The sequence below is a fragment of the Bartonella sp. TS25HLJMH genome (assembly GCF_042193505.1).
Classification (GTDB): Bacteria; Pseudomonadota; Alphaproteobacteria; order Rhizobiales; family Rhizobiaceae; genus Bartonella; species Bartonella grahamii.
In genome coordinates this window covers 46,941-73,491 of the sequence record NZ_JBHILV010000001.1, presented here as the reverse complement: position 1 = coordinate 73,491, position 26,551 = coordinate 46,941, and the positions used below count along the sequence as shown (strand labels likewise).

The following is a 26,551-nucleotide window of genomic DNA, read 5'->3' as shown; positions in this document are numbered from 1 at the left end:
TAACTCTTGGTTCTTGAAAGGACTTATAGGAGAAATTTTTATTCCTTGTTTTAATTATTTTATCTACATGTTCATCTACCTTGTGACGTGCAAGAAACTGGTTTTTTATTGATTCAACAAATACAGATTTGAAATGAGAGAATCTTACAACATTTGTGGTTCTGACATAAGGTACAAAATAATTAATTATCATTATAAATCAAAGTATTATAATTAATCGTAGATTATGATTTATGGCTTTTTTATAGAATGGTTTGCGCGTCTTTTATACGAACTATGGGGCTTTCTTAGTGGCTTTACTGTCATTTTAGGTGTTTGTGGCGTACGAATGAGGTGTACTGGTAAAGGATGAGAAAAAGGATGTGGAGCAGTGATAAAAGGTGAGGTGAGGATAATATTTCCTTGATCATCGTATGAATTTGCATGCATTTTTATGGCTTCAGGTGTGCATGTTTGTTGTCTCATATTGTTGGCTTGTGTTATATTTCTCCCATAAGGTTTTAATGTTGTTAGTGTTAATTGGGGTCTTCCTTGGTGCAAAAATCCTGTTTCAAGAAGTTGTGCAGCTTTTTCTTCTCTTTCAGTTATGTTGTTAGCACCTAGAATGACAGTAATAATTGTACGTTTATTGCGTGTGGCTGAGGCAACAAGATTAAAACCAGAGGCACAAATAAAGCCTGTTTTCATACCGTCTATTCCATAAAAACGGCCAATGAGGTTGTTTGAGTTATGCTGGATTTTTCGATTATGACCAAAATCAATGGCTGGAATAGAAAAATAATGAGCATATTGTGGAAATTCTCGACGTATTTGAACGGCTAAAAGAGCAATATCGCGCGCCGTGGAGTAGTTTTGAGGGTCTGGTAAACCACTTGCGTTCGCAAAATGAGTTCCAAACATGCCTAAACGTTTAGCTTCGCTATTCATTTTACGTACAAAATCTTTCTGTGAACCTGCAACAGCTTCACTCATGGCAATGGCTAAATCATTGGCAGATTTAACCATGGTGATACTTAAAGCTGTATCAAGTGTGAGTACAGAACCAGCTTTATAGCCTGAACGATATGAGGGAGCTTTTGCGGCGTATTCGCTGATGGTGATATGTTTGTCTGGTGAAATTTCCCCTCGACTCATGGCACGAAAAATAACATAAGCGGTCATTAATTTTGTCAAGGAAGCAGGATACCAACGCTCAAAAGCTTGATTATGTTTTAAGATATGCCCTGTTGTAACATCAACAGAAATAAAAGGCTGCGCTAGAGCAACAGTGCTGAATAAACTCAAAATCACAGAAACAAATAAATTATAGAAGAGACGTTGCATTAATTTAAATCTAGTTCCTTCTTATTCGTTATTTAGAATTGTTTTAATGTAGCACACAAAGCTTTTAAGTCTAGGTTAGGAAGGAAAGATGGTTAATTGCTGTATCCGTTGTGTCTCGGAGATAAAAACCAATACTCATTTTTATTTTCCCCTTGAATTTGGTTTGATAACTTAAGTATCTCAAGAAATACTTTTTAAATAATGAAGATTGTACAAGATTTCAGGTTCTTGGGGGATTGATGTTTCTCAGGAAGGAACGAATCGGCATAATCATACATTTTTCTTGTCCTCCTGTTAGGACAGCCCTTGGCACTTGAGAGGGGTCGTAAAAAGCATTTTAATCTTTTCTTGTATCGTTTTATTCACACAGATATCCCTGCTTGTAATGTGCAAGCAAAAGATTCTAATTGATTCAAAATGGAATAGATTTGAAATGAGAGAATCTTACGGTATTCAGGATTCTCATTCAAGTTGAATAACGATAAAATATCCTTATAAATCAATATGATTTATGTTATTTAAACGATTTTAAAGAGAAGAAGAATTCTTTCTCAAAAAAATTCACACATCAATCATTTCTTGTAATGTACATGTGTTTTATAATTTTGAATTAGAAAGTTTGAAGTATCTTTCTTATATTTTTGTTCCATATACTCTGCTCAATATACAAAGTGATGCATTATTCTGATCAATCAATACATTGTTTCATGATGAATGATTTAGTTTTTTAAGTTTCTGAACAGCGTATGGTGGCATAGGAGGAGGGGTAGGATCTTGAGCTGCTAAGAGAAGCAGTTCATCACACGCTTTTTCAGTTTTTTGGACAAGTTGATCTAGAAAATCACGTTTGCTTAAACCAGCTTCTATCGGGGGAAGAATACGGACACGAATTGTTCCGGGATAGCGGCGAAAATTATTGCGTGGCCAGTATAAACCCGCATTGTGTGCAATGGGCACAACTTGAAGCCCTAATTCATTATAGAGCGCGACAATTCCTGACTTATAATCTGGTTCTTGACCGGGTTGTCGGCGTGTTCCTTCGGGAAAAATCAAGATTTGGCGCCCTTGTTTTACTTTCTCTTTTGCTTTTTGTATAACCATTTTTAAGGCTTTGATGGGCGTTGTACGGTTAATGGGGATAATTTGTGTTTTTGCCATATACCAGCCAAACAATGGAATCCACATCAATTCACGTTTTAAAATGAGAGTGGGATCATCGAAATAGGGAACAAGACTGAAAGTTTCCCACGCCGATTGATGCTTTGGAGCAATGATATAGGCTCCTTTGGGAAGATTTTCTAAACCTTCAATCTCATAACTTGTACCTGCGATGTATTTTTGCAAAAAGAGTGTAACGCGTGCCCATGTTTTAGGGACAATCCATGCCTTTTTGCGGGGCATTAAAAAATAAACGGGAGCGTAAAGAATCATTTGTATGAAAGTTGTTGTATAAAAAGCGAACGTAAAAAGAATAGAACGAAGGATAAGCACTATATTTTCCATTTTATATCTATAAGAAGACTTCGTATATAATATAATTCACATGAGAAAACATCTTCTTTATGTTTTTTCAAGCATCTATTTTTTCGGTAACTCATTTTCCGATATTTAAAAACAGAAGGAAAGAGGTTGATGGAATTACAAAAAGATAAACTTTTTATTCCACGGATTTTATCTATTGCGGGAACAGATCCTTCTGGTGGCGCTGGAATGCAGGCGGATTTGAAGGTGTTTTCGGCTATGAAAACTTATGGTATGAGTGTGGTTACAGCTGTTGTTGCACAAAATACTCAGGGTGTGCGTTCTTTTCAGGCATTAGATGCTTCTTTTGTTGCAGATCAAATTGATTCTGTTTTTGAGGATATTCATGTTGATGCTGTTAAAATTGGTATGGTTGCAAATGCTCAGATTGCACAGGTTATTGCAGAACGTCTTGCTTATCATAAAGCGCGTTTCATTGTTTTTGATCCGGTTATGGTTGCAAAAAGTGGTGATATTCTTTTAAAGTCTGATGCAATTGAAATTATGCGTGATGTCCTTGTGCCGATGTCAACTTTAATCACGCCAAATTTGCCTGAAGCTGCACTGTTATTGGGAGGTGAAGTGCAATGGTCTTTAGAGACTATGTATCAATATGCTCCACGACTCTTGGCGCTAGGGTGTCATGCAGTCTTGTTAAAAGGGGGACATTTGCATACGCTTACCAAAAATAGTACAGAAAATTACGATTGTTCTAGTCCAGATCTTTATTGTGATTGTGAAAACCTTGTTATACTTGAAGCTTCTCGTCTTTCAACTACTCATGATCATGGGACAGGGTGTACCATTTCTGCCGCCATTGCAGCTCTGTTACCTACTCAACCTTTGGATTGCGCTGTTAAACAAGCAAAAGATTATTTGCATGGCGCTTTAACTGCCTCAAATGCTTTAAAAGTAGGGAAAGGGCGAGGGCCGCTTCATCATTTTTATGCATTATGGAAAGATTAATACAACAACTGATTGTGCAAAATCTTCACTCTATGAACTTGTTTCGTCATTATATGCTATTTTGAACTTATGACTGATAAGTGTTAGCGCATTGTATCTTAACAGTTATTTTGTATTAAGAAGGATGAGATAGCAAAAAGGGTAGAAGGAAAGACCTTTTACAAGGCTATATTAAAACTGGCTGATCCCACTATATTTGCTGTTTCTTATATTTGTGGCAAAGCAGGATGAGCATTTGTGGCAAAGCAGGATGAGCCAAAATCGTTATCAAAATTATTATATATCTAACATTTACAGAGTTTTTGTCGGCAGGGATAGGGTTTTCTAAATGGAAATTGATACTTCCTGATGAAATTATCAATAATCTTTCAGGTGATGTAGTGAATTTTTTCGGATATTACAACGTCATTATCCTCTTTTTATGGAACTGCTTTATGGAATTACTGGCGTTTCAGATGAGCAGCCGTGAGGAGTTTCAATATTTAATATAGCAAGATCTAGAAACTTTCACGGATTTAGAGTGGGTTTTAAGGTTTTTATATTTATAGTGATTTAGTTTTAGCGAGAAGGTAGTCGATTGCACAATCGGAGTTTCAATAGATCTGTAGCGTGTAGTTTAATCTTTTCAAACTTGAATTTTTATTCTGTCATTTAATGGATTTCATCATTAAGTATTTAAACTGATCTGATTTTATTGTGCACTATGACTGTTCAACGCCTTATTTTACGTTGATTGAAGTTATGTTTCTCTCGTAAGATAGCATGCTTCAAATAGAATGCACTTATATTGTTAATTAACATGTTTATTTTAAAGAGATTTCTCTCAAGGTGTGCCACTTCCTTTTATAATAAGGTTCGTGAATGGTCTAAAGCCTCTATGAAGTGTATAAAGCTATTATGCTTCCCATTTTTACGTTTTTAAGGTGAAAGGGGGATCCCCTATACTATTTTTAGCTCCCAATGTTGCGATAAGCTTTGGTATTTTAGAGCGTTTATAAGAAGAACTTTTATTCCTTTCTGCAGTGAATTTTATTGATACATTAATTCCGCTTGTGATGTGTAAGCAGATGATTGTGAGTGATTTAATATATAGAGATTTGAAATGAGATAATCCTATGATATTTGGACGATTGCTCAATATGAATAATGATAAATTACCTTTATGAATTAAATTATTGATTTATTTTTGTGTTGAAGATTATTTCGGATAAGAATTTGTTCAAGCAAGAGGATTATCAAAGGATGTCCACGTTGTTTGCACAAGTACAAGGGAAAATTTCTTTTGTCATTTCAAATGATGTGCCAGAAATCTCAAAAACTTAATTTATTCTAAATAGTAGGTGAAAACAGTTTATTTCGTGTAGAAATAATACTATTAGCGTGAGAGATTTCTCATCATCAATTGTGATATAAAAAAAGAAACAATATACATAAAGGACTTTTAAAAGGGTTTTGAAGCTCCTTTGGTTATTGTATAAAGCGAAGATTTTTTCTATTAATTGACTAACAGACTAACCATCTAACAAACTATGATGCAACTGTAGTTTTAAATATTTTCTTTCGAGTTCTTTATAATTATCAGTAACAGACAGTAAATTATCAATCATATCAAATAAAATTTTCACTTGTTCAACTTATATCTGTGATGGATAACTTTTTTAGCTTTTCACTATCAGTATTAAAGGGGATTGGCTGAGCTTTCTTGGTTGTATCGATTGCTTGATCATATTTGAGTTTTGCTGAAAATAATAAATTCGCTTATCGATGAAAAGAATTCATCGCTCAATGATCATGTGTTTATTGGAATAAATTTTAAATTCACCAAAGTTTGTAAAGACCAATTTTTTATAAATACTAATTCCCTCGTGAGATGCTTGCATACCAATAACATGACATCTCTTTCTTTTTAAATGCTCAATAGCAATTTTTGTCATTAATGTTCCAATACCTTTTTTCTGAAAATCTGGCTTGGTGACAATATTATACACTCCACCAACTCCATCTGCTTTAATACAAAAACATATTGCTACAGGATTATTATTTATGTAACTAACAAACATCTCTACATCAGGATCTTTTTTATAACAACGGCCTATTGTTTCATAAAATATAACCGCTTCTTCATCAAAAGGCTCGAAGACTGATGCCATAACATTTCCGTAATCTCTAAAATCTTGAAGTGATTCAACTTCCTTGATTTTGAAATTATCTGGCGTAGAAGTAACATGTGAGTCTATATCTTGCGCTAAAGCTGCCATTCCTACCTCTGTTTCAACATGCTCTAAGCCAATAGATAAGAGAGCTTCATCAACTTTATAATGAGACGAATGAGGTCTAACCCACTAAGCTAAAGGTAGTTTTGCGCATTAAAGGAATCGATTATAGATTTTTCCTGCTCTACAGGTATAGTTTCTTGTAAATTTTTAGCAGAGATAATATTGGAATGGATCTGAAGCAAATGTTGAATTAATAGAAGATACTTCATTTGAAAAATCAACAACCTTTATTTTAGGGCACAATTTTGGTAAAAGCGTACTTTTGAACAAAAATTATTCTCGGGATGGCAAGAAATAAAGTTATTGTTGCTAAGCAACGTCATGAACCAATGGGAATTGTTCATTTCGCTTTTCAAGCTTATTTTACACGGCTTTAACGACTTAACAGACAACAGCAACCTTCCAGAAAAACCGTCTAAGTTAAAAATTGTTATCTGATAATCTAAAACCCAAATCCAATAGATGCTTCACAAGGAATTACGAATCTTAAAAAAAACTTTGAAAAAAATAAATTGGTACAAAACTTAGTGGCAAAATATACAAAACCTGCTGGCAAGCTACACAAGCTACAGCTCCACGCAAGAACGAATAAATACAAAATTCAATGGAGCGGGCGATGGGATTCGAACCCACGACCCCAACCTTGGCAAGGTTGTGCTCTACCCCTGAGCTACACCCGCTTACCGATTCGATATATATCTTGCCTGTATGGCGTAGGCTTCTACGAATTGCAACAAAAAAATATCATTTTAGTTTGATTTATTTTGTCCATGTTTTAATAAATTGAAATAAAGATTGATTTTAGAAGATTCTTCAGTAATAGATTATTCTTTTTTTAATTTTGCATAGAGAGGGGTGGAGTGTAATGTTGAAGAGAATAAATATATTAGGGATTATCATTGTAGCTGTTTTTATGATGAACAGTGTTGCAAAAGCGGATGACCAAGTTAAACACATTAAAGTTGCACTAACACAAATTATGGTCCATCCTGCTGCGGATGCAGTTCGTAAAGGTGTGGAAGATGTTCTTGCAGAAAATGGTTATAAGCAAGGTAAAAATTTTCAACTCACCTTTTTATCAGCGCAAGGCAATATTTCAACAGCGACGCAAATTGCACGTAAATTTGTTGGTGATAAACCTGATGTTATTGTAGCAATTACCACGCCTTCAGCACAAACAATGCTTGCGGCAACAAAAACAATTCCTATCGTTTTTGCGGCGATTTCTGATCCTATAGGAGCTAAAATCGTTTCTTCGCTTACCAAACCTGGCGGTAATATGACGGGAAGTTCTGATCGTATAGATGTTGCAGAAAGTGTTAAACTTTTACAAGAAGTAAAACCAGATTTGAAAAAAATTGGTTATCTTTATAATGCTTCTGAAGCAAACTCTGTTTCAACACTTAAGGTGTTAAAGGATGCGGCAAAAAAAGTTGGAATTGAAATCATTCCTTCATCAGCACCAAAGCCTTCAGATGTTCAGGCAGCAACACGGGCTTTAATTGGTAAGGTAGATATCATTTTTATTCCTGCTGATAATACGGTTCTTTCTGTTTTAGAGGGTGCAGTAAAGGTTACACAGGAAGCAAATGTTCCTATATTTACTGTTGATGCTAATTCTATTGGACGCGGTCCTTTTATGACGCAAGGTGTGAATTTCTATGATGTAGGGGTTGATGCTGGGAAGTTGGTTGTGCGTATTCTAAAGGGTGAAAAGCCTGGTGATATTGATGTTGTGCAGGCGGCTAATAATGACATTCGAATTGATATGAAAGCAGCAGAAAAAGCGGGGATTGTTATTCCGCAGGCAGTTATTGATCGTGCGACAAAAGTGATTCAATGACGTTCATTAGATAGGGTGTTGATACAATAAAATACGTTAAGTTTTCATGGGGATTGTCTTTACATGAATATATTTGCGTTTTCTGGCGCTGTGGAATTAGGTCTTATTTATGCGTTTGTGGCTATAGGGGTTTATCTCTCTTTTCGCGTTTTGGACTTTCCTGATTTAACAGTTGATGGCTCATTTCTTCTTGGGTCTTGTGTCTGTGGTGTCTTGATTCTTTTAGGTTTTAATGCATGGGCAGCTATGGCATGTGCTTTTTGTGCAGGCATGGTAGCTGGTTTATTAACAGCTATGTTGAATTTGCGTTTTGGTATTTTGAATCTTTTGGCTTCTATTTTAACAATGTCAGCGCTCTATACGGTTAATCTTCGTATTATGGGAATTATGGGAGGATCTAATGTTAATTTAGCGCTTGCTGATACGGCGTTAACGCCCTTTTATAATCTGTTTGGTTTGTCTGATATTTTTGTGCGTCCTCTTTTCATTGGTACTGTATTGCTGGTTGTGGCGTTTTTGATTTGGCGTTTTTTGGAAAGTGAAATAGGTCTTGCTATGCGTGCAATGGGAGCTAATCCACGGATGGCTACAGCTCAAGGAGTTCATACGTCGGCGTTAATTTATTTTGGTATGGGGCTTTCAAATGCCTGTGTTGCACTTGGTGGTTCTCTTTATATTCAAACTGCGATTGCAACGGATATTACCGGTGGAATTGGAACAATTGTTTTTGGGTTGGCAGCTGTGATTATTGGTGAAACTTTATTTCGTACGCGTAATATTTTTTGGATTATAGTCAGCTGTATTGTGGGGTCTGTGCTTTATCGTGTGGCGGTGCAATTTGCATTTGAAGCACATGGAATTGGTATTGATACGTCGACAGACCTTCAGTTGATTACTTCACTGTTGGTTATTTTAACCCTTATTGTGCCACGCTATTGGAGGAGGCGTAAACGTGATTGAGTTTTCTCATGTTGGGGTTACATTTAAACCACAAACACCTTTGGAAAAACAGGCTTTAATTGATATTAACCTTAAAATTGATCAGGGTAGTTTTGTTACGGTTATCGGTTCAAATGGCGCTGGTAAATCAACTTTGCTCAGTGTTTTAGCGGGTGCAACGCTTCCCTCAACAGGGAAAGTAGTTATCAATGGGCAAAATGTTTCTAGGCAATCAGTCAGTGAACGCGCTGGAAAGGTTGCTTGTGTTTTTCAAGATTCTTTGATAGGCAGTTGTGGTTCTTTAACAATTGAAGAAAATTTGGCTCTTGCTGCTCTTCGAGGAAGTCGTCGTGGTTTGCGTTCGGCTTTAAACCATGTGAAACGGCAATTTTTTCGACAAAAAATTGCTCAATTAGGCATTGGTCTTGAAGCATATATTCATAATCCCATGGACAGTTTATCAGGTGGGCAACGCCAAGCTGTTTGCCTTGTGATGGCAACATTAGCTCATGCGGATGTTTTATTGCTTGATGAACATACCTCAGCGCTTGATCCTGGAATGGCTGATTTTGTGATGCGGTTGACTGAAAAAATCGTTAAAGATAAAAAGTTAACGACTATTATGGTGACTCATTCTATGCGTCAGGCTCTTGATTATGGCGATCGCACCTTGATGTTGCATGGTGGAAAAGTGATTTTGGATGTCTGTCATGAAGAGCGTAAGGGCTTGGATGTCAATGATTTAATTGGCATGTTTCAGAAAGTTCGCGGGGAAGTTCTTGATGATGATGAACTGTTAATGGATTAATAATGTGGTTCAGAAAAAAGCACATGAAGTTGATCAGTTTTTAACGCGTTTTTCACGTGCTTTTCCTATTGTTCTCATTTATGGGCCAGATCGTGGTCTTGTTTGTGAGCGTGCACAATGTTTTGCAAAACTTACAAAGGTAGCAATAGAAGATCCATTTTCGACAATTCGTTTAGATGCTGCTGAAATTGATAAAGATCCTGCACGTTTGGAAAATGAAGCGCGTACGTTATCGCTTTTTGGGGGAGATCGTTTGATATGGATCGCTAATGCTGCTAACCAAAAAGGTTTTCTTTCTGCCTTAAAACTTTTAATTGAGAAGCCACCAGAAGCCTGTTTTATTCTCATTGAATCAGGGGATTTAAAAAAAGGAACAGGGTTGCGCAATGCTGTTGAAACGGCGTCAAAAGCAATGGCTTTGCCCTGTTTTGCAGATGATATGCGTTCTCTTGACGGTTTGATTGATGAGGTTTTAGGGCAGTTTAAGAAGACTCTTTCTTTGGATGCACGTAGATGGTTGCATGAAAGTTTAGGGGCGGATCGCCTTGTATCACGAAGTGAATTAGAAAAGCTTTGTCTTTACGCTGCAAATGTTCATATTACTCTTGAAGATGTGAAAGCTGTTGTAAGCGATGTCAGTGCTCTTTCTCAAGATGAAGTCATTGATGCTCTTTTATTGGGCGATATATCAGGCTTTGAAGTGCATTTTAACCGACATGCGGCATTGCATGGGGCGCTTTTTTTTATTTTGAGTACAGCACAAAGGCATTTTCAGCAATTACAGCTATTGCGTTATCAAGTAGAGGTTGAAGGAAAATCGCCTTTTACGGTGGTTTCTCAAGCACGGCCTCCCATTTTTTTTCAACGGAAAAAGACAGTTGAAAAAGCTTTAAAATATTGGAAGTTAGAACAGATTTCCTATGCAATGGAAAGAATTCAGAGTGCTGTTTTAGACAGTCGTAAAAATCCACTTTTGGGTGAAGCTATCATTCGTCAAGTTTTGTTAGGGCTTACAATTATTGCACGACGCCAGATAGTAGCTTAACAGTTTAGAAATATGATGATTTTTTATTTTTTTAATATGGCAAAGAGGTATTTTCAGCAATTAAAACTGTTGTGTTATCAAGTAGAGGTTAGTTGTGGTTTTGAGGATGCTCTTGAAGAGCTTGAAAGTTTTATAGAAATTTTTCTTCAGAAAAATTATTTATCTTCGAAAGGCAGTTTTTACACCGTTTTATTATCTTGTTGTGTCGTAAAACACTGTTGGTTCGTGATATAGAGCTCAGGTAAATTTTATGCATTCGGTGTTTTTGTGTGAGTATGTGGTGAATATTAGGCTGGTGTGTAGTGCCTTAATGGGGTAACACCCTTCAGGCAAAACAGAGCATCTCAAACAACAGAAGACACATTTATACGCTTTCTTAGCAATATTTCTCAATGCGCGTCATATCTATTTCGCGACGGCTTTTGTGAATGGTATAATGGTAAAGTGCTACGTGAAGAATATAAAATCCATAGAGCATCTCTATCTTTACGCTTAATAAAAGTGCAAGCCAGAGCAACATCATATATTTGTCTAGTCTCTAATTTGCTACAGTTTTTGGCATTAGAAAGCGTTTTGCATCATTTTTTTCTCACATGTCTTCTTGTGACGTGCAGACACGAGATTTTAATTGATAAGAGGATTTGTGATGGAAGAATTTTACCGTACTTGAAGTTATGATTCATAATTGAAAAACAATTATTATATTTATAAATCAATATATTATAGATTAATTTAATCACTTAAAATAGTGAATCAGTGGAACCTTTTAGACAAGAAAATGAATTGTTTGCAGATCGGTATGAATTAAGAATCTTCGTGGGATGAGGAGAAAATAAAAATAGATTATGATGAAAACGACAGTACCTATGGGGAGACTTTTATGTTTGATACAGAGATGATTATCTTAGCAATGAAGGTGTCTCATAAACAGAGCAAGCCATTGTTTATTATTAATAACTCATCATTTTTCATATTGAATCAATCAAAACGATGTTTTTTGCACGTCATAAGTGGGGGGCGTGTGGATAAAAACTGTGCAAGAAAGCACTAAAAATGCCTCTTATAAATGCTCTCAAATTCCAAGGGTTTTTGCAACATTTGGGGGTAGGGATATATAATGATAGTGTTTTATTAAGTGTGAAGATGGTCGTGCTTAATGGATTTATAGTTATAATATTTACGAACACTGTCGTGAGATAGGCTGGGGGGAGAGATGTCTTTTTAAAACAAACGCATGAATTTGTAATCCAAATCTATTCTGTTAAGGCGTTTTGTTTTACGTGAGGCGTGTGACTCCATTAAAGGGATGTTTGGTGTTTTGTTATCAAGCTTTTTCTTTATTGAGAGGGCGTGTTTTTCTCATATTTATTTAATTTACGGTATCAGGAATCGGGAGAGGAAAATGTTTTTAATGGTATTTTTTGTATGCGTTGTTTTACGGTGTTTTCAATATTCACAAAACTTGTGTTGATGTTGTAGGTAGAGGCGTAATACGTTCTTATATAGGTCTAATGTACAAATTAATGAACGTATCGGGATAATTGGGAAAGAGTTGGTGTCTGCTTACGCTTTTGATGTGTTTTTTGTGAGTAATTTAGTAAGATAAAGTAAACTGATGAGATTTTATGTAGAGTCGCTGTTATCTTAATTGAGAGTGCATTTAATTTTTGTTTCAGTGATGCGCTTTGATCAGTAACTAAGTGGGAGTTTTAGAGCGTGATGTTAGATTTCTCGTCATTTATTTTTTATGTGTTTTCTATGTAAAAGGATCTGTTGTCAGCTTGTGCAGGTGATGATTGGTAAACTGCGTTATTCTTTATTGCCATTTGCAAAGAATCTTTGAAGGTGAAAGATGCCCCATATTCAATTTGAAAAAATAGCACTCATTGGAATCGGTCTGATTGGATCTTCTTTAGCAAGAGTTATTAAAAAGAAAAATCTTGCGGCTCAGATTTCTATTGCAACGCGTCGTTCAGAAACTCTGAAAAGAGCGCGTGAATTGGAGCTTGGGGACTTTTATACGACAGATAATGCAAAAGCTGTTGAAGGAGCAGATTTGATTATTATTTCTGTTCCTGTTGGGGCTAGTGCAGAAGTAGCAAAAAACATTCGTGATCATTTAAAACCTAGAGCGATTGTGAGTGATGTTGGTTCTACGAAAGCGTTGGTTATTGCGGAAATGGCACCTTTGTTGCCAAAAACGGTTCATTTTATTCCAGGGCATCCAATTGCTGGAACAGAATATTCAGGACCGGATGCTGGTTTTGCTGATTTATTTATGAATCGTTGGTGTATTTTAACGCCTTTTGCTGAGAGTGATGCTACTGCTGTCGCACAATTAACAGCGTTTTGGGAAGCTTGTGGTGCGCGTGTCGAAAAGATGGATCCTAAACACCATGATCTTGTTTTGGCTATTGTTTCGCATTTGCCGCATTTGATTGCTTATAATACTGTCGGGACAGCGAGTGATTTAGAAAAAGTGACAAATTCAGAAGTCATTGCTTATTCCGCTTCCGGTTTTCGTGATTTCACGCGTTTAGCATCTTCTGATCCTGTTATGTGGCGTGATATTTGTTTGCATAATAAGGATGCTATTTTAGAAATGTTGAGCCGTTTTAGTGAGGGGCTTGCTTTTTTAGAGCAGGCAATTCGTTTAGGAGATGGTGAGACATTGTTTAACTTTTTTACACGTACGCGTGCTGTACGTCGCAATATTATTGATGCTGGACAGGAAATTGATGCTCCTGATTTTGGACGTCAGAGTGTTTCTAAAAAAGGGTGAGTAAAAGCAAGATTTTTTGTTGAATTTCATTGGTTTTTTCTAGAAATCGATAAGAAGTTTTTTCTCTATTCAGTCATAAATTACAATAAAAAAGAGTGGAGATTGCTTTTATACAGATAACCATGACTTCAAAAGGTTTTATGTGTGCAAGATTATCGTGCTTAGCTTTCTATAGGGCATGTGATGTACAGAAGAGGTTACGGATCTATAGAAGAGACAAAAAAATGAAGTCGCTGTAGAATTTCATATAGTGAGTTTGAGTTTTAGTATAAAGTCAGGCTTGACCGTATTGATTATTGCCCTTTATATTGCAAAATTGGGAAATGTTTGTTTGCAGAGTTTTGATGATTTTTATAAAGCTTGAAATAGACAGAGGAAGAGTTTTACCAGAAAGTATTGAGATTTGTTAAGAAATATCTTTTGGTATAGCTATCGTATCCTTGTTGATGCAGTAAGCCATTATTGGCGTGATAACGGGAGTGCTTTTGCAAGCCATGTCGCGCTCTCTGGGCTTTTAGCATTTTTCCCTTTTTTTATTTTTGGAACTTCTCTTGCCAGTTTTCTTGGTGCTTTTACATATACACCGCAAAAAATCAAAGCTTTGGTGCAGTTATTACCAGATGTCATTGCAGAGCCTTTATCTCAGGAAATTATCAATGTTTTAACCATACAGCGGGGAGGAGTGTTGACAGTTTCTGTCATTGGGGCGGCTTATTTTGCCTCTAATGGGATAGAAGCGTTACGTACAGCTTTAAATAGAGCTTATCGTGTTGTTGATCGGCGTAGCTTGTTGTTTTGTCGTTTTCAAAGTTTGTTTTTTGTGATTCTTGGAGCTATTGGTCTTATTGTGATCAGCGTTTTGTTGATTTTAACACCTCTGCTTATCAAGATTATGCAAAATCATTCTTTTTTCATTACAGAATATATCGGTTTCATTCGTCTATGGCGTTACATAATCGCAGCGGTTGTTCTCTTCGTAAGCCTTTTGATTGTTCATAAATGGCTACCAGCAGAGCGGCGGAAGTTTATAGATATTTTACCAGGAATTGTACTGACAATGTTTGTATGGTTTATGGCTTCAATTGCTTTTGCTCAATATTTAACAATGTTTGATTATATTTCTACCTATGCAGGGTTAGCATCTATTATGGTTGCTATTATTTTTCTTTACATATTGAGTGCTATTTTTATTTTGGGAGGAGAAATAAACGCGGCGATAATGTTTTATCGCAAGCATTTGCAACATTCAGATGAATGAAAGAACTTAACTATTGCGTGAAAGCCAAGGTATGAATATCCCAATAAAGCCTGCTATCACTTTGTTGATTGATGCGGATGCTTGTCCTGTAAAAGATGAAGTTTATCGTGTGATGAATCGTTATCAGCTTAAGACATTTGTTGTGGCAAATCGTTTTTTGTCCCTTCCAGATGAAGCACTCATTGAAAGAGTGGTCGTTGCTGGTGAATTCAATTGTGCTGATGATTGGATCGTAGAACATGTGCATGAGGCAAGTATTGTTATTACCAGTGATATTCCTTTAGCAGCACGGGTTGTGCAAGCTGGGGGTTTTTGTCTTTCGCCAACGGGGCGTATTTTTGATGTAAATTCAATTGGTCAAGCTTTGGCGATGCGCAATTTGATGGAAGATTTGCGGGGACAGGGCAGTATAACAGGTGGTCCCCGCTCTTTTTGTCGTAAAGACCGTTCTGCTTTTTTATCAGCATTGGATCTCGTTATACAACGTTTAAAACGGTGCGGTTATTAGGTTATAGAGCTTCTTTTATAATAGCTTTTATAAGTGCTTTGGCATCGTCATTGGCCCATGGAGCTGCACCATTGAAGGAAGCAATGAGATATCCCCCTTTATCGATGAGAAATGTAATGGGGAGTCCTAAAGCAAGCCCCTGTTTTCTAACATTGTTGAAAATATCCATTGTTTCATCGCGATAGTAAAGCAAATTATCCGCATGAATATTCTGTAAAAATTGCTGAATTTTTTCAGGAGAAGCAGTTTTATCGATATTAATAGCTATGACATCAAAGTTTTCTCCACCTAATTCATGTTTTAATTGCGCAAGTTCTGGCATTTCTGTGCGGCAAGGTGCACACCAACTAGCCCATAGATTGACCAGCATCGGTTTTCCAGTAAATTCGCTGAGTGTGTGCTCTTTTCCTTGAATATCCTTGAAAGAGAGTTTCTTCATATCTGAGGGCGTATCAGCAAATCGTATGTGGCTAAAAAAGCCTTTTGCTGCTTTTCGGATCGCCATCGTTTTTTCTGCTCGTGTTTTGTCAATGTTTATTTTTTGTGCTTTTGCTGCTGAAATGAAATTGAAAAGGAAAAACTCTCTTTTGTTATCGTAGTTTATGGTTGCGTATAAACTCAATGCAATGATAAAGAATGCAAGGAAGAATTGCCTTTTTTTATTGTTTTTTTCGCTGATGAAAATTTGAGAAATCATAATTTTGTCCTTTGTATGGGTGTTATCAGAATATGACAGACGAGAAGTTAAAGAACCAAATGTGGGGTGGGCGGTTTGCGGCAGGTCCTTCTGCAATTATGGAAGAAATTAATGCCTCAATTGATTTTGATCAAAAACTTTATCGACAAGATATTGAAGGTTCCCTTTCTCATGCGGCTATGTTAGCGCAAACGAAAATCATTTCACAATCAGATTATAAAAAAATTGTTCATGGTTTGAAACTTATTCGCCAAGAAATTGAAGACGGTAAATTTGTTTTTTCACGAAAGCTTGAAGATATTCATATGAATATTGAAGCGCGGTTGAGCGAATTGATTGGTCCTGTCGCAGGGCGTTTGCATACGGCGCGTTCACGCAATGATCAAGTTGCTGTTGATTTTCGCTTGTGGGTGCGTGAAGCAACGCAAAAGATAGCACAAGCTTTAAAAGGATTGATAGAGCAATTACTTATTCGAGCAGAACAACATGTTGATACCTTTATGCCAGGCTTTACGCATTTACAATTGGCTCAACCGTTAACATTTGGCCATTATATGATGGCTTATGTTGAAATGTTTGGTCGAGATTTATCGCGGATGCGTGATGCCATTGAGCGCATGAATGAATCGCCTTTAGGGGCGGCTGCTTTAGCGGGGACAGGCTTTCCAATTGACCGTTTTATGACAGCAAAAGCGCTAGGCTTTCGAGAACCTACACGCAATTCGATTGATAGTGTTTCGGATCGTGATTTTGCATTGGAATTTTTAAGCGCTGGCGCTCTTTGTGCAACACATCTTTCACGTTTAGCAGAAGAAATAATTCTTTGGTCAAGTGAACAGTTTTATTTTATTCGTTTATCAGATGCTTTTTCAACGGGTTCCTCTATTATGCCGCAAAAGAGAAATCCTGATGCTGCCGAACTTGTGCGGGCTAAAGTAGGACGGTTGAATGGCGCATTGATGGGGCTGTTAACGGTGATGAAAGGGTTACCCCTTGCTTATTCAAAGGATATGCAAGAAGATAAAGAATATGTGTTTGATGGGGCTTTGAGTTTGGAATTATCACTAGCAGCAATGACAGGGATGATTGCTGATTTGAAAGTTAATAAAGAAGCTATGAAACAAGTCGCTGATTCTGGCTATGCAACAGCTACAGATTTTGCTGATTGGCTTGTACGCGAATCAGGGATTCCTTTTCGCGAAGCACATCATATCACAGGGTGTGCTGTGGCATTGGCAGAAAAAAAACAGTGTCGCCTTCAGGATTTATCATTAGATGAACTTCAAGCAATTTGTCCTAATATCAATGCGACACTTTTTGATGTTTTGACCGTTGAAAAATCTGTTGAAAGTCGCAAAAGCTTTGGGGGAACAGCACCTTCAGAGGTTCTTCGGCAAATTGCGTATTGGAAAAAGCGTCTTGTGAGCGCTTGAGTGATTGTATTTTAAAGGTAAAAAAGAGATCGAGATGAGGAAAGAGGACAGATGAAAATTATATTAAAGGGGTTGATGATTGTCCTTTTAGGAGGCGTTTGTGTCACTGGGTGTGGGCGTAAAGGGTCATTGGAAATGCCTCTTACAAGTGTGGAAAAGTCTGTGCAAGGAACATCTGTTACTCAAAGTGAAGATGATAAACCTTTTATTCTTGATCGTTTGATAAAGTAGGAGGAAAGTGTGGATTTTTTCTCTTACCATCAGGGTATGCTTCATGCTGAGGGTTGTTCACTTGCTGTTCTTGCGCAGGAGGTGGGGACTCCTTTTTATTGTTATTCCGCGAATGCATTGGTTACACGTTTTAAAGACTATAAAAAGGCATTTCAAGGGATTCCTAGTCTGCTTGCTTATGCGGTTAAAGCCAATTCTAATCAAGCAGTTTTACGGCTTTTAGCGAACAATGGAGCGGGAGCTGATGTGGTCTCAGAAGGGGAATTACGGCGCGCCCTTGCTGTTGGTATTCCGGCACATCGTATTGTTTATTCTGGTGTTGGTAAAACCATGAGAGAGATAGATTTTGCTCTTGCTCAGGATATTTATTGTTTTAACGTTGAATCAGAGCCGGAACTTGAACAGTTATCTCAACGTGCTGTTGCGCTTTCAAAGATAGCACGTGTTTCATTGCGCATTAATCCAGATGTTGATGCAAAGACTCATAAGAAAATTACAACAGGAAAATCTGAAAATAAATTTGGTATTCCATTGTTGTTGGCAAGAGAGGCTTATAAAAAAGCGGACTCTTTACCTGGATTGCAGGTTTGCGGTATTGATATGCATATTGGCAGTCAGATTTGTGACTTAAAGCCATTTGAAGAGGCATTCTTTCTTATTGCAGATTGTGTGCGTCAATTGTGGAGTGATGGCTATGCAATAACGCATATAGATATCGGTGGTGGGCTTGGTATTGCCTATGGTTGTGAACAACATACTGTACCTTCTCCTTTTGATTATGCTGCGCTGGTAAAGAAATATATTGCTCCTTTGGGGATTAATATTGTTGTGGAGCCGGGGCGGAGTATTGTGGGGCAAGCTGGTGTACTGATGACATCTGTTCTCTATTTAAAAAAGGGACAAGGGAGGAATTTTGTTATTGTAGATGCGGCGATGAATGATCTGATGCGTCCAACGCTTTATGATGCTTGGCAGAATGTCGTCCTTGTGAAAAAAGTAGCAAAAGACGCTCCTTTTATTCGTGCAGATATTGTTGGTTCTGTTTGTGAGACTGGCGATTATTTAGCATTAGATCGTTACTTGCCGATTTTGGCACCTGGTGATCTTTTAGCAATTACGCAAGCTGGAGCTTATGGTGCTGTGATGGCGAGTACTTATAATAGCCGACTTTTGGTCCCAGAAGTTCTCGTTCAAGATACGTGTTATGCGGTTATTCGTCCACGTCTTGATTATGCTCAATTGATGGGATGTGATCATATTCCTGATTGGGTTGAGCATTCTTAAGTGTTTTTGGTCTTATTTTTACTAAACTTTGATGAAACTTCTAGAAATTGTCTTGTATGGGGTTTATGATCTTAATGCACCACGATAAAAGGGGATAAATGCTTGTTTATGAAAAATAAAAACATCAAAGGCTTTGCAATGAAGCTTTTGGGTGTGCGCATTTTGATGTGGGTAATCCTTTCATTTGAACGGATGTGGGTACGGTTGTTGCCATTTTTCCTCGTTGTTAGTCTCTTTTGTTCGTTTAGCTGGTTGGGACTTTTTGGTATTTTGGGCTATTGGTCACATTTGCTCTTACTTGGGGTTATACTTGTTTGTGCTGGGGCGAGTTTATTTTTTCTTATTCGTTTTCGTTTTCCCACAATAAGGGAAGTGAATTGCCGTCTTGAACGCGTCAATGATCTTAGACACCAGCCTTTGAATACTCAGACAGATCGTTTATGTTCTGAAAATGATGAAGATTTTAGTGCTGTTATTTGGCGTGAACATAAACGTCGAATGGCAAAACAATTATACCATTTAAAAACAGGATTTATCTCTCTTAATAGTGCGAATTATGATCCTTTGGCTTTGAGGGCTTTGTGTGTTCTTCTTTTTGTGTGCTCTTTTAGTTTTTCTTTTGGTTCACAAGGGGGGCGTTTGGCCGATGCCTTTGATTTTCGTCCTGTTGTTGATGAAAAATTCATGCGGATTGATGCTTGGGTAACACCACCTGCTTATACCGGTGTGGCACCGATTTATTTGACAAAAGATGAGAAAACACAACTAGAAATCCCTGAAGGGAGTAATGTTGTTGTGCGTGTTGTCAATGGGGCTGGCGTTACAGTAAAAGCAAAGTCTGTAGAAGATGGGAGGGAAGTTTCGTTTTCAGAGAAAACGGAACAAACAGCTTTGAATGATCCAATCGCTCATTTTGAAACACATTTAAAGCATTCAATGAATTTATTTGTATCATCACGTCGTAAAAAACAGCAGTGGCATTTGCAGATGATCAAGGACACGCTTCCGACAATTCATTGGCTGGAAAAACCAGGGCGGATTTTAACGGGATCGTTAGAGTTACGATATGTGGTGGATGATGATTATGGTGTGACAAAGGCTTTTGTTGAAATAGAGCATTTTCTTTCTCAGAACAAAAGTGCTTCTTCTCTTTATAATGCTCCGGAAATAGAGCTTCTTCTTCCGCGTGGTGGAAAGGGGAAAATGCGGATGGTGCAAGATATATCAGCGCATCCATGGGCAGGTTCGCAAGTCAAAATTACTTTGGTGGCAGAAGATGGTGCCGGGCAGAAAGGGCGTAGCAAAACTTTTGTTATGACATTACCGCAACACGTTTTTTCAAATCCTGTTGCGCGTGCGGTGAGTGAATTGCGTCGTTTATTAGCGCTTGACGCTTCTGCGAGAGAGCGTGTATTGGATATGCTTTCTGCTTTGCTTGTGCGTCCAGAAAAAGGTTTGCAAAATTTGAAGCATTTTCTTGTTCTACAAAGTGCGTGGACAAGACTTTCTTTAGCGCAAACAGAAGAGGATTTGCGTGGTGTGGTGGATTATTTATGGCAAATTGCTTTGGGTATTGAAGATAATCAGCTTGAATCCGTGCAAAAAAATTTAAAACAAGCACAAGCTGCTTTACGTGATGCATTGCGTTACGGTGCTTCAGCGGCAGAAATTGAACGGCTTATGTCAGATTTACGTCAAGCTATGGATGAGTATATTCGTGCTTTGGCTGAAAAAGCACCAGATAGTCAAGTTTCTAAAAATTCTAAAAGCTCAAAAAGCCCCAATCTTTCTGAAGCTACATTACAAGAAAAGCTAAATTTAATTGAGGAAATGGCTAAAACGGGCTCTTCTTTAGCAGCTGAACAACTCTTAGCGGAAGTTGAACAAACGCTTGATCATTTGCATGTGCAAAAAGGCAATCAAAATGAGGGAGAAAAAAGCCAATCTGCACAAATGAAAGAAAAGATGGACCAGCTTGGAGATTTAATGCGTCGTCAACAAGAAATTCTCAATGAAACATATCAGTTAGAGATGGAACAAAAACGCGGAGAAAATGTGCCGGAAACACAGAAAAAATCTTTAAAAAAACGTCAAGCTGAATTGCAGTCTGAATTATCAACATTAGAAAAAGAATTATCAGAACAAGGATTTGAAACAGGGGGTGCATTGAAAAGAGCAGAAGAAAAAATGAATTCTGCGGAAAATGCTCTTGATAATGGAAATCATCAGGTATCTATACAAAATCAGTCTGATGCTTTGGAATCTTTGAGGCAAGGTGCACAGAATGTTTTGAAAAAAATGCGCAAAACACTCAAAGAAACGGGAAATGATCAAAATGCTGATTCTGGTCCTAAAGATCCGTTAGGACGTCCACTTTCTTCAAAAACAGATGAAGAACAAGAAGGTGAGGCACTACTGCAAGAAAGTGATCAAATGCGTACGCGGCAGATTTTGGATGAAATTCGCAAACGTCTTGGTAAAGAGCATATTCCAGAAGAAGAAAAAAACTATCTTGAAAGATTGCTTCATTTTAATTAACCAGTGTTGGCTTTTTTCTTAATTGATGTCAGAAACAGTGTACGAAGAACCTCTAAGGGGCTCATCTTCAAGAAAATGATTAAAGCGCTTGTGACGCAATAATCATCTTGCTGTACTGATTTTTTGATCATTTAAGTTTAAAATATGAAATATTGAAATGTTCGCTATTGCGGAAAGAGAGCAGAAGTCCATATAAGTTGGGTATATGAAAATCTGTAATGTTTGAAATTTGTTTCTACATGGTATGTTGAGTTGGATATCGTTACGCTGAAAGATTTTTATGCTTCTGCACTTGGGCTGCGTGTACAAAAGACGCTGTGTGACCAATTGAATTTATGGTGGCCTGATCTTACGGATAAACGAATTATGGGGTTGGGTTATGCGCTTCCTTATCTTTCTACATTGCGTGAGCGTGCCCAACAATGTTTTGCTTTTATGCCAGCTTCCCAGGGTGCTTCACCCTGGCCTTGTGCTGAACAGGTTGCTACAGCGCTTGTTTTTGAAGAAGATTTGCCGCTTCCTGATGCGTCAGTTGATTGTATTTTATTAGTACATGCATTAGAATACACAGAAAATTCATTTGAAACGTTGAATGAAATATGGCGTGTTTTAGCACCCAATGGCCACTTGATCGTTATTGTACCTAATCGCTCTGGCTTTTGGGCGCGCAATATTACTACGCCCTTTGGTTATGGCGAGCCTTATAGTCGGCAACAAATTACTCGTTTGTTCGAAAAAACAAATTTTGTTTCTGGGCCAATACAAGAAATTGTACATTATATGCCCTCTACGGGTTATGTTTCGCGGTTGTTCTCATTTTTTTATGAGCCATTTGCACGCTATCTTTTGCCTTATTTTGGGGGACTCTTAATGTGTCAGGCACAAAAACGTGTTTATCAGGGTTTGCTGGTACAGCGTCGTCAATCGCGACGTGTTTTTATTCCTGCTTTATCTCCACAAGTGAGAAATATTTTAATTTATAAAGATAATTAATCATTTTGCCATTGGCATAAGAACCGCAAATATAGAAGGATTTTCTTATTTCAATTTTTGCACATTATATGTGAAGGTTTTTTTCATCTCGTTTTTGTTTTTATTTAAGATACTAAAATTATTTTTGAAACAGTAAATCTCGAATTAAAGATTTAAACGATAACCATTTTGATCTGTCATGAGAATTTGTGCATTGGAGGGATTTTTTTCGATTTTTTGTCGCAAACGATAGATATGGGTTTCTAAAGTATGGGTGACAATATTTTCATTATAACCCCAAACTTGTTCTAACAATGTTTCACGGCTGACAATTTTATCATTGGCATAATAGAGACATTTAAGAATTGCTGCTTCTTTTTCTGTGAGACAGATTTTATTGTTGCATTGATCAAGAAGAAGTTTTTGTCTTAGTTTAAAAGTATAGGGGCCAATATGAAAGGTTGCGTCTTCATTTTGTTCATATTGGCGCAACTGTGCTCGAATTCTCGCTAATAACACCGCAAAGCGAAAGGGTTTTGTTACATAATCATTGGCGCCTGTTTCAAGATCTAAAATATTATCGCAGTCTGTATCATAATTTGTTATCATGATAATGGGGGCGCGAAATCCTTGGGTGCGTAATTGTTTCACGGCTTTGCAACCATCAAGATCAGGAAGTTCAAGTCCCAAAATAGCAAGATCAATATTTTCTTCTTGGATTATTTTCATTCCCTCTTCTGCTGTTTTTGCTTGGAAAATTTCAAACTCTTGATGCATTTGCAATTGTTCTACTAAAACGGGGCGTAGATCGTCGTCTTCAACAATTAAAAGAGTATAGTGGTTCATGTTTTTCCTTATAGGCATGTTAATGCACTGATTAGTAAAGAGTAGTTTCGTGAAAAATGAGATTTCATGCAAGAAAAATTAAAAGAGGAAAATTAAAAAAGCGCGTTTCTAAAAAATACACTTTATATAATTTCTATGGTTGCTTGCTGAAAAGAAGGTATTTCCGTCTGCAGAGTGTTTTACGTATTGGTTGGAAGCGTTTTTTATGCTTTAGAACGTGTTTTAGCCATTGAGTGTTATCATCTTTACGCTTATGGAGAAACAAAGTCGGCACTATCATACACTTTGCCAGCTCGTGGGTGTTGCGGACAGTTTTTGGCATTTTAGACTCTTCATAAGAGGAATTTTTAGTCCTTTCTTTCACGTTTTTTATCTATACGGGACTTTTCCCGCTTGTAATGTGCAAGAAAATAGCTTTTGATTGATTCAATATAAACAGGTTTGGAATGAGAGAATCCTGCGGTATGAGGGGCTTTCATCCACATGCAAAACAATGAACACTCAATATGATGCGTTTTTAAGCGTATTTTAAGCATGAGGAGAACTGTGCAACACCTAACACATATCCACTGTTTAGGAGAATTTCACGGTCATTTTTATTGTTTTTTATCCACGTTCAGTTTTGTTTTTTCGTTGCATTTGTGTGCGAGGGGGTTTTGTGTGTGATGTTCGTGGTGTTGCTTATTATAATCGTTGAGTAAGCTTTTCCTTTAGCAATGCTGAAAAGATGCATCATAAAGAGATTTTTTGTGCAACGCTATGAAGCATCTTTTTATATGAGTTAATGAATAAAAATTATTGTTTTAAGATACAAGCATTTCCCTCTTAAGGTTGCCCATCAAACAAACTTCTTTCCATTCATCTTCTGTCACGGGTTGTACTGATAAGCGGCTGGCTTTAACCAGTACCATATTTGCTAGTTTGGGATTGGCTTTAATTTGTTTTAATGAAACAGGTGTTGGCATGTCACAAAGTGCACGGATATCCACACATTCCCAGCGTGGATCAGAGCTTGTAGAATCAGGGTGTGCTTCAGCACATATTTCTACAATGCCTACAATTTCTAAACCTTTATTTGAGTGATAAAAAAAACCTTTATCGCCATATTTCATGGCGCGCATATTATTACGGGCTTGATAATTGCGTACACCATCCCATTGTTCGCCATCAGCTCCTTTTTTCTTTTGCATCTCCCATGACCATTTATGGGGTTCAGATTTAAAAAGCCAATAAGCCATGAGTTCTCCTTTTTCATAGACTGTTATGCATTCATCATGTGCATTTTTGTAACACCATCAACGATGATTTTTAAAATGAGGTAAAGAATGGGCATTATCTGTTTTTTCTTGTTTCAAAATAACGTGTAGCAGAGAAACGCGATCCATTGATATTTCATGTTGTATAAAGGTATTTTGCTCTTTGCTTATCTTTTCAGCTATGGTTTGAAATGCGGTCACTATAAGAGTTTTTTGGAGAAAATTAAGAAAATTGATTCTAAAAAGCTTTAAGATTACAACGGCAATGAAACGAATAGATGATCAAAGATGATGAGATCAAAGAATGGCTTTCATATCTATGCTTCGTGGGAGGGAGTAGATCTTATTATGCCGTAAAATACCGCTATTTGAAGTCTAATGATATAAGGCAGTTTTTTGAAACATGAAATTTTTTAGAATGTGTGGTGAATATTTAGGTTTTCGTGTCAAGCTTTGGGTTAAGTGAATTGTGTGAGTGGGAAGCAGGTGGATTCCGGTCGATAGGGAATTCGGACTATCTACAGACTGGATTGAGTAGAAATCTTCGTTCTTTAAGATGTGTGTGGGGGACGTCAGTTTTATTATGCTTTTGTTCCACGGCGTCCCATCCCGATCAAGGGCATGGCTTTTTCATCTAATGGCCAGCGTGAGCGGGGTGCAATCTCAAGAGAGCTTGTTTCTCCTCGTGCGAGTTTTTGTGCACCGGCAAAAGCAATCATTGCAGCATTATCGGTACACAAGGAAAGAGGAGGAGCTATAAATTCAAAACCATGTTGATGGGCAAGTTCTTGCAATGTAGAGCGAATGGCTTGGTTTGCGGCAACACCGCCTGCGACAACTAAAGCAGGAGAACGCCTTTCTTGATCATGACAGAGAGGATATTGGTGGGTAAAGTGTTGTAGGGCTAGGTGAATACGATCATGTAGCGTATCGGTCACGGCGGCTTGAAAACTTGCGGCAATGTCAGCAATATCATTTTCCGTAAGAGGAGCTATGGCTGTTGCGGCTTGTCGAACAGCAGTTTTGAGTCCTGAAAAAGAAAAATCTAACCGTTTTTCACCTTTTAAAGGGCGTGGAAGGGGGATGCGATTTTTATCACCAAATAAAGCTGCTTTTTCAAGCGCTGGTCCACCAGGATAAGGAAGACCTAAAAGTTTTGCAGTTTTATCAAAGGCTTCTCCTAATGCATCATCAATGGTGGTTCCTAAACGTTGGTAGTTGCCTACTCCATGAACAATGATTGTTTGTGTATGACCTCCTGAAACTAAAAGTAATAAATAAGGAAAGCTGACGTTGTGCGTTAACACAGCTGTTAAAGCATGTCCCTCTAAGTGATTTACCGCAATAAATGGTTTGCCAGTGGCAAGAGAGAGTGCTTTTGCGCTCATAACGCCTACCAACAATCCTCCTATCAAACCTGGTCCACTGGTGGCTGCAATGCCATCAATATTTTTTAACTTTGTGTTAGCTTCTGTTAGTGCTTGCAGAATTAAATGATCAAGAACTTCAATATGGGCACGAGCAGCAATTTCAGGAACAACACCGCCGTAAGGTGCATGGTGATCAATTTGGCTCCAAACAACATTGGAAAGAATTCGGCTGTTTGATTCATTGTTATATTCAACGACAGCCGCTGCCGTTTCATCACAACTTGTTTCTATTCCCAGCAGACGCATTTTAAACAAAACCTTATATTGAAGCTTCTTTCTTGTGTGCGTATCATGAACAGAAAAAGATGCAAAGTGTTTCTCTTAGAATTGATTTTTCTATGAAAAAATATGTGTTTTGGCATTTTCTTTGAATTTCATGATATTGTTTATTAAAAAGTAAAGCTGTATTTTTGAGTATAAAACGCAAATGTGTTTTTTAAAACTTGTCTATTAAATTCTATAATTGTAAATATTATTGAGAAAAATGAGATTTGGAAAATTTCTATAAAGTTATACTCTTTATAAAAAGAATGTAAAGCAAATGAAGATATTTGAGAAAAGCTTCATTTTTAAAACTTTTTTCATTTTATTATTT

General features: G+C 37.3%; 20 protein-coding genes and 1 tRNA gene. 13 read left to right on the top strand and 8 right to left on the bottom strand.

Features of this window, described 5'->3' with window-relative positions; all coding sequences use genetic code 11:
* Positions 1-231: 231 nt before the first annotated feature.
* Complete coding sequence (locus tag ACFINF_RS00300) at positions 232-1,323, bottom strand: D-alanyl-D-alanine carboxypeptidase family protein (protein ID WP_375619156.1); 1,092 nt, start codon at positions 1,321-1,323, stop codon at positions 232-234.
* 705 nt (positions 1,324-2,028) lie between these two features.
* Positions 2,029-2,826 (bottom strand): lysophospholipid acyltransferase family protein, encoded by a 798-nt coding sequence (locus tag ACFINF_RS00295; protein ID WP_375619155.1) that lies wholly within the window; start codon positions 2,824-2,826, stop codon positions 2,029-2,031.
* A gap of 129 nt (positions 2,827-2,955) precedes the next feature.
* Here ACFINF_RS00295 and thiD point away from each other — a divergent pair, with 129 nt between their 5' ends.
* Positions 2,956-3,810 carry a bifunctional hydroxymethylpyrimidine kinase/phosphomethylpyrimidine kinase gene (thiD, locus tag ACFINF_RS00290; protein WP_375619154.1) on the top strand — a complete coding sequence of 285 codons (855 nt, stop codon included), beginning with the start codon at positions 2,956-2,958 and terminating at the stop codon, positions 3,808-3,810.
* Between the two features lie 1,775 nt (positions 3,811-5,585).
* Here the strand turns inward: thiD and ACFINF_RS00285 are convergent.
* Positions 5,586-6,068 (bottom strand): GNAT family N-acetyltransferase, encoded by a 483-nt coding sequence (locus ACFINF_RS00285; protein ID WP_375619153.1) that lies wholly within the window; start codon positions 6,066-6,068, stop codon positions 5,586-5,588.
* A 623-nt stretch (positions 6,069-6,691) separates the two neighbouring features.
* A tRNA-Gly gene (locus ACFINF_RS00280) sits at positions 6,692-6,766 on the bottom strand.
* A 185-nt stretch (positions 6,767-6,951) separates the two neighbouring features.
* On the opposite strand from ACFINF_RS00280, the gene ACFINF_RS00275 reads away from it, so the two are divergent.
* From ACFINF_RS00275 to ACFINF_RS00245, 7 genes are all read left to right on the top strand, one after another.
* Complete coding sequence (locus tag ACFINF_RS00275) at positions 6,952-7,929, top strand: ABC transporter substrate-binding protein (protein ID WP_375619152.1); 978 nt, start codon at positions 6,952-6,954, stop codon at positions 7,927-7,929.
* A 63-nt stretch (positions 7,930-7,992) separates the two neighbouring features.
* Entirely contained in the window at positions 7,993-8,889 is an 897-nt protein-coding gene (locus ACFINF_RS00270; RefSeq protein ID WP_375619151.1) for an ABC transporter permease, read from the top strand.
* Positions 8,882-9,676, top strand: coding sequence for an ABC transporter ATP-binding protein (locus ACFINF_RS00265; protein ID WP_375619150.1), 795 nt, complete (start codon positions 8,882-8,884; stop codon positions 9,674-9,676). The genes ACFINF_RS00270 and ACFINF_RS00265 overlap by 8 nt, the downstream gene beginning before the upstream one ends.
* 4 nt (positions 9,677-9,680) lie before the next feature.
* The gene (gene holA, locus ACFINF_RS00260; protein WP_375619149.1) at positions 9,681-10,721 is read left to right on the top strand and encodes a DNA polymerase III subunit delta; all 1,041 of its coding nucleotides are present in this window, start codon (positions 9,681-9,683) and stop codon (positions 10,719-10,721) included.
* 1,852 nt (positions 10,722-12,573) lie between these two features.
* Positions 12,574-13,503, top strand: a complete 930-nt coding sequence (locus ACFINF_RS00255; protein WP_375619148.1) for a prephenate/arogenate dehydrogenase family protein — start codon at positions 12,574-12,576, stop codon at positions 13,501-13,503.
* Positions 13,504-13,906: 403 nt separating this feature from the next.
* Positions 13,907-14,761: a YihY/virulence factor BrkB family protein gene (locus ACFINF_RS00250; protein ID WP_375619147.1), complete on the top strand. Its 855-nt coding sequence runs from the start codon at positions 13,907-13,909 to the stop codon at positions 14,759-14,761.
* Between the two features lie 31 nt (positions 14,762-14,792).
* Entirely contained in the window at positions 14,793-15,269 is a 477-nt protein-coding gene (locus ACFINF_RS00245) for a YaiI/YqxD family protein (protein WP_375619301.1), read from the top strand.
* A gap of 1 nt (position 15,270) precedes the next feature.
* Here ACFINF_RS00245 and ACFINF_RS00240 read toward each other — a convergent pair whose 3' ends face one another.
* The gene (locus ACFINF_RS00240; RefSeq protein ID WP_375619146.1) at positions 15,271-15,966 is read right to left on the bottom strand and encodes a TlpA disulfide reductase family protein; all 696 of its coding nucleotides are present in this window, start codon (positions 15,964-15,966) and stop codon (positions 15,271-15,273) included.
* 32 nt (positions 15,967-15,998) lie between these two features.
* Here ACFINF_RS00240 and argH point away from each other — a divergent pair, with 32 nt between their 5' ends.
* From argH to ACFINF_RS00215, 5 genes are all read left to right on the top strand, one after another.
* Positions 15,999-17,399 (top strand): argininosuccinate lyase, encoded by a 1,401-nt coding sequence (gene argH / locus ACFINF_RS00235; protein ID WP_375619145.1) that lies wholly within the window; start codon positions 15,999-16,001, stop codon positions 17,397-17,399.
* Between the two features lie 51 nt (positions 17,400-17,450).
* Positions 17,451-17,630, top strand: coding sequence for an LPS translocon maturation chaperone LptM (locus ACFINF_RS00230; protein WP_375619144.1), 180 nt, complete (start codon positions 17,451-17,453; stop codon positions 17,628-17,630).
* A gap of 9 nt (positions 17,631-17,639) precedes the next feature.
* A complete protein-coding gene (gene lysA / locus ACFINF_RS00225; RefSeq protein ID WP_375619143.1) occupies positions 17,640-18,914 on the top strand; it encodes a diaminopimelate decarboxylase in 1,275 nt (424 codons plus the stop codon).
* 108 nt (positions 18,915-19,022) lie between these two features.
* Positions 19,023-21,452, top strand: a complete 2,430-nt coding sequence (locus ACFINF_RS00220; RefSeq protein ID WP_375619142.1) for a TIGR02302 family protein — start codon at positions 19,023-19,025, stop codon at positions 21,450-21,452.
* Positions 21,453-21,674: 222 nt separating this feature from the next.
* Positions 21,675-22,445 (top strand): class I SAM-dependent methyltransferase, encoded by a 771-nt coding sequence (locus tag ACFINF_RS00215; RefSeq protein WP_273787593.1) that lies wholly within the window; start codon positions 21,675-21,677, stop codon positions 22,443-22,445.
* Between the two features lie 144 nt (positions 22,446-22,589).
* On the opposite strand, the gene ACFINF_RS00210 is transcribed toward ACFINF_RS00215, so the two are convergent.
* The 3 genes from ACFINF_RS00210 to tsaD form a co-directional block, all read right to left on the bottom strand.
* A complete protein-coding gene (locus ACFINF_RS00210; RefSeq protein WP_375619141.1) occupies positions 22,590-23,270 on the bottom strand; it encodes a response regulator transcription factor in 681 nt (226 codons plus the stop codon).
* 803 nt (positions 23,271-24,073) lie between these two features.
* Entirely contained in the window at positions 24,074-24,508 is a 435-nt protein-coding gene (locus tag ACFINF_RS00205) for an EVE domain-containing protein (RefSeq protein WP_015857066.1), read from the bottom strand.
* Positions 24,509-25,107: 599 nt separating this feature from the next.
* Complete coding sequence (gene tsaD, locus ACFINF_RS00200; RefSeq protein WP_375619139.1) at positions 25,108-26,202, bottom strand: tRNA (adenosine(37)-N6)-threonylcarbamoyltransferase complex transferase subunit TsaD; 1,095 nt, start codon at positions 26,200-26,202, stop codon at positions 25,108-25,110.
* Positions 26,203-26,551 lie beyond the last annotated feature (349 nt).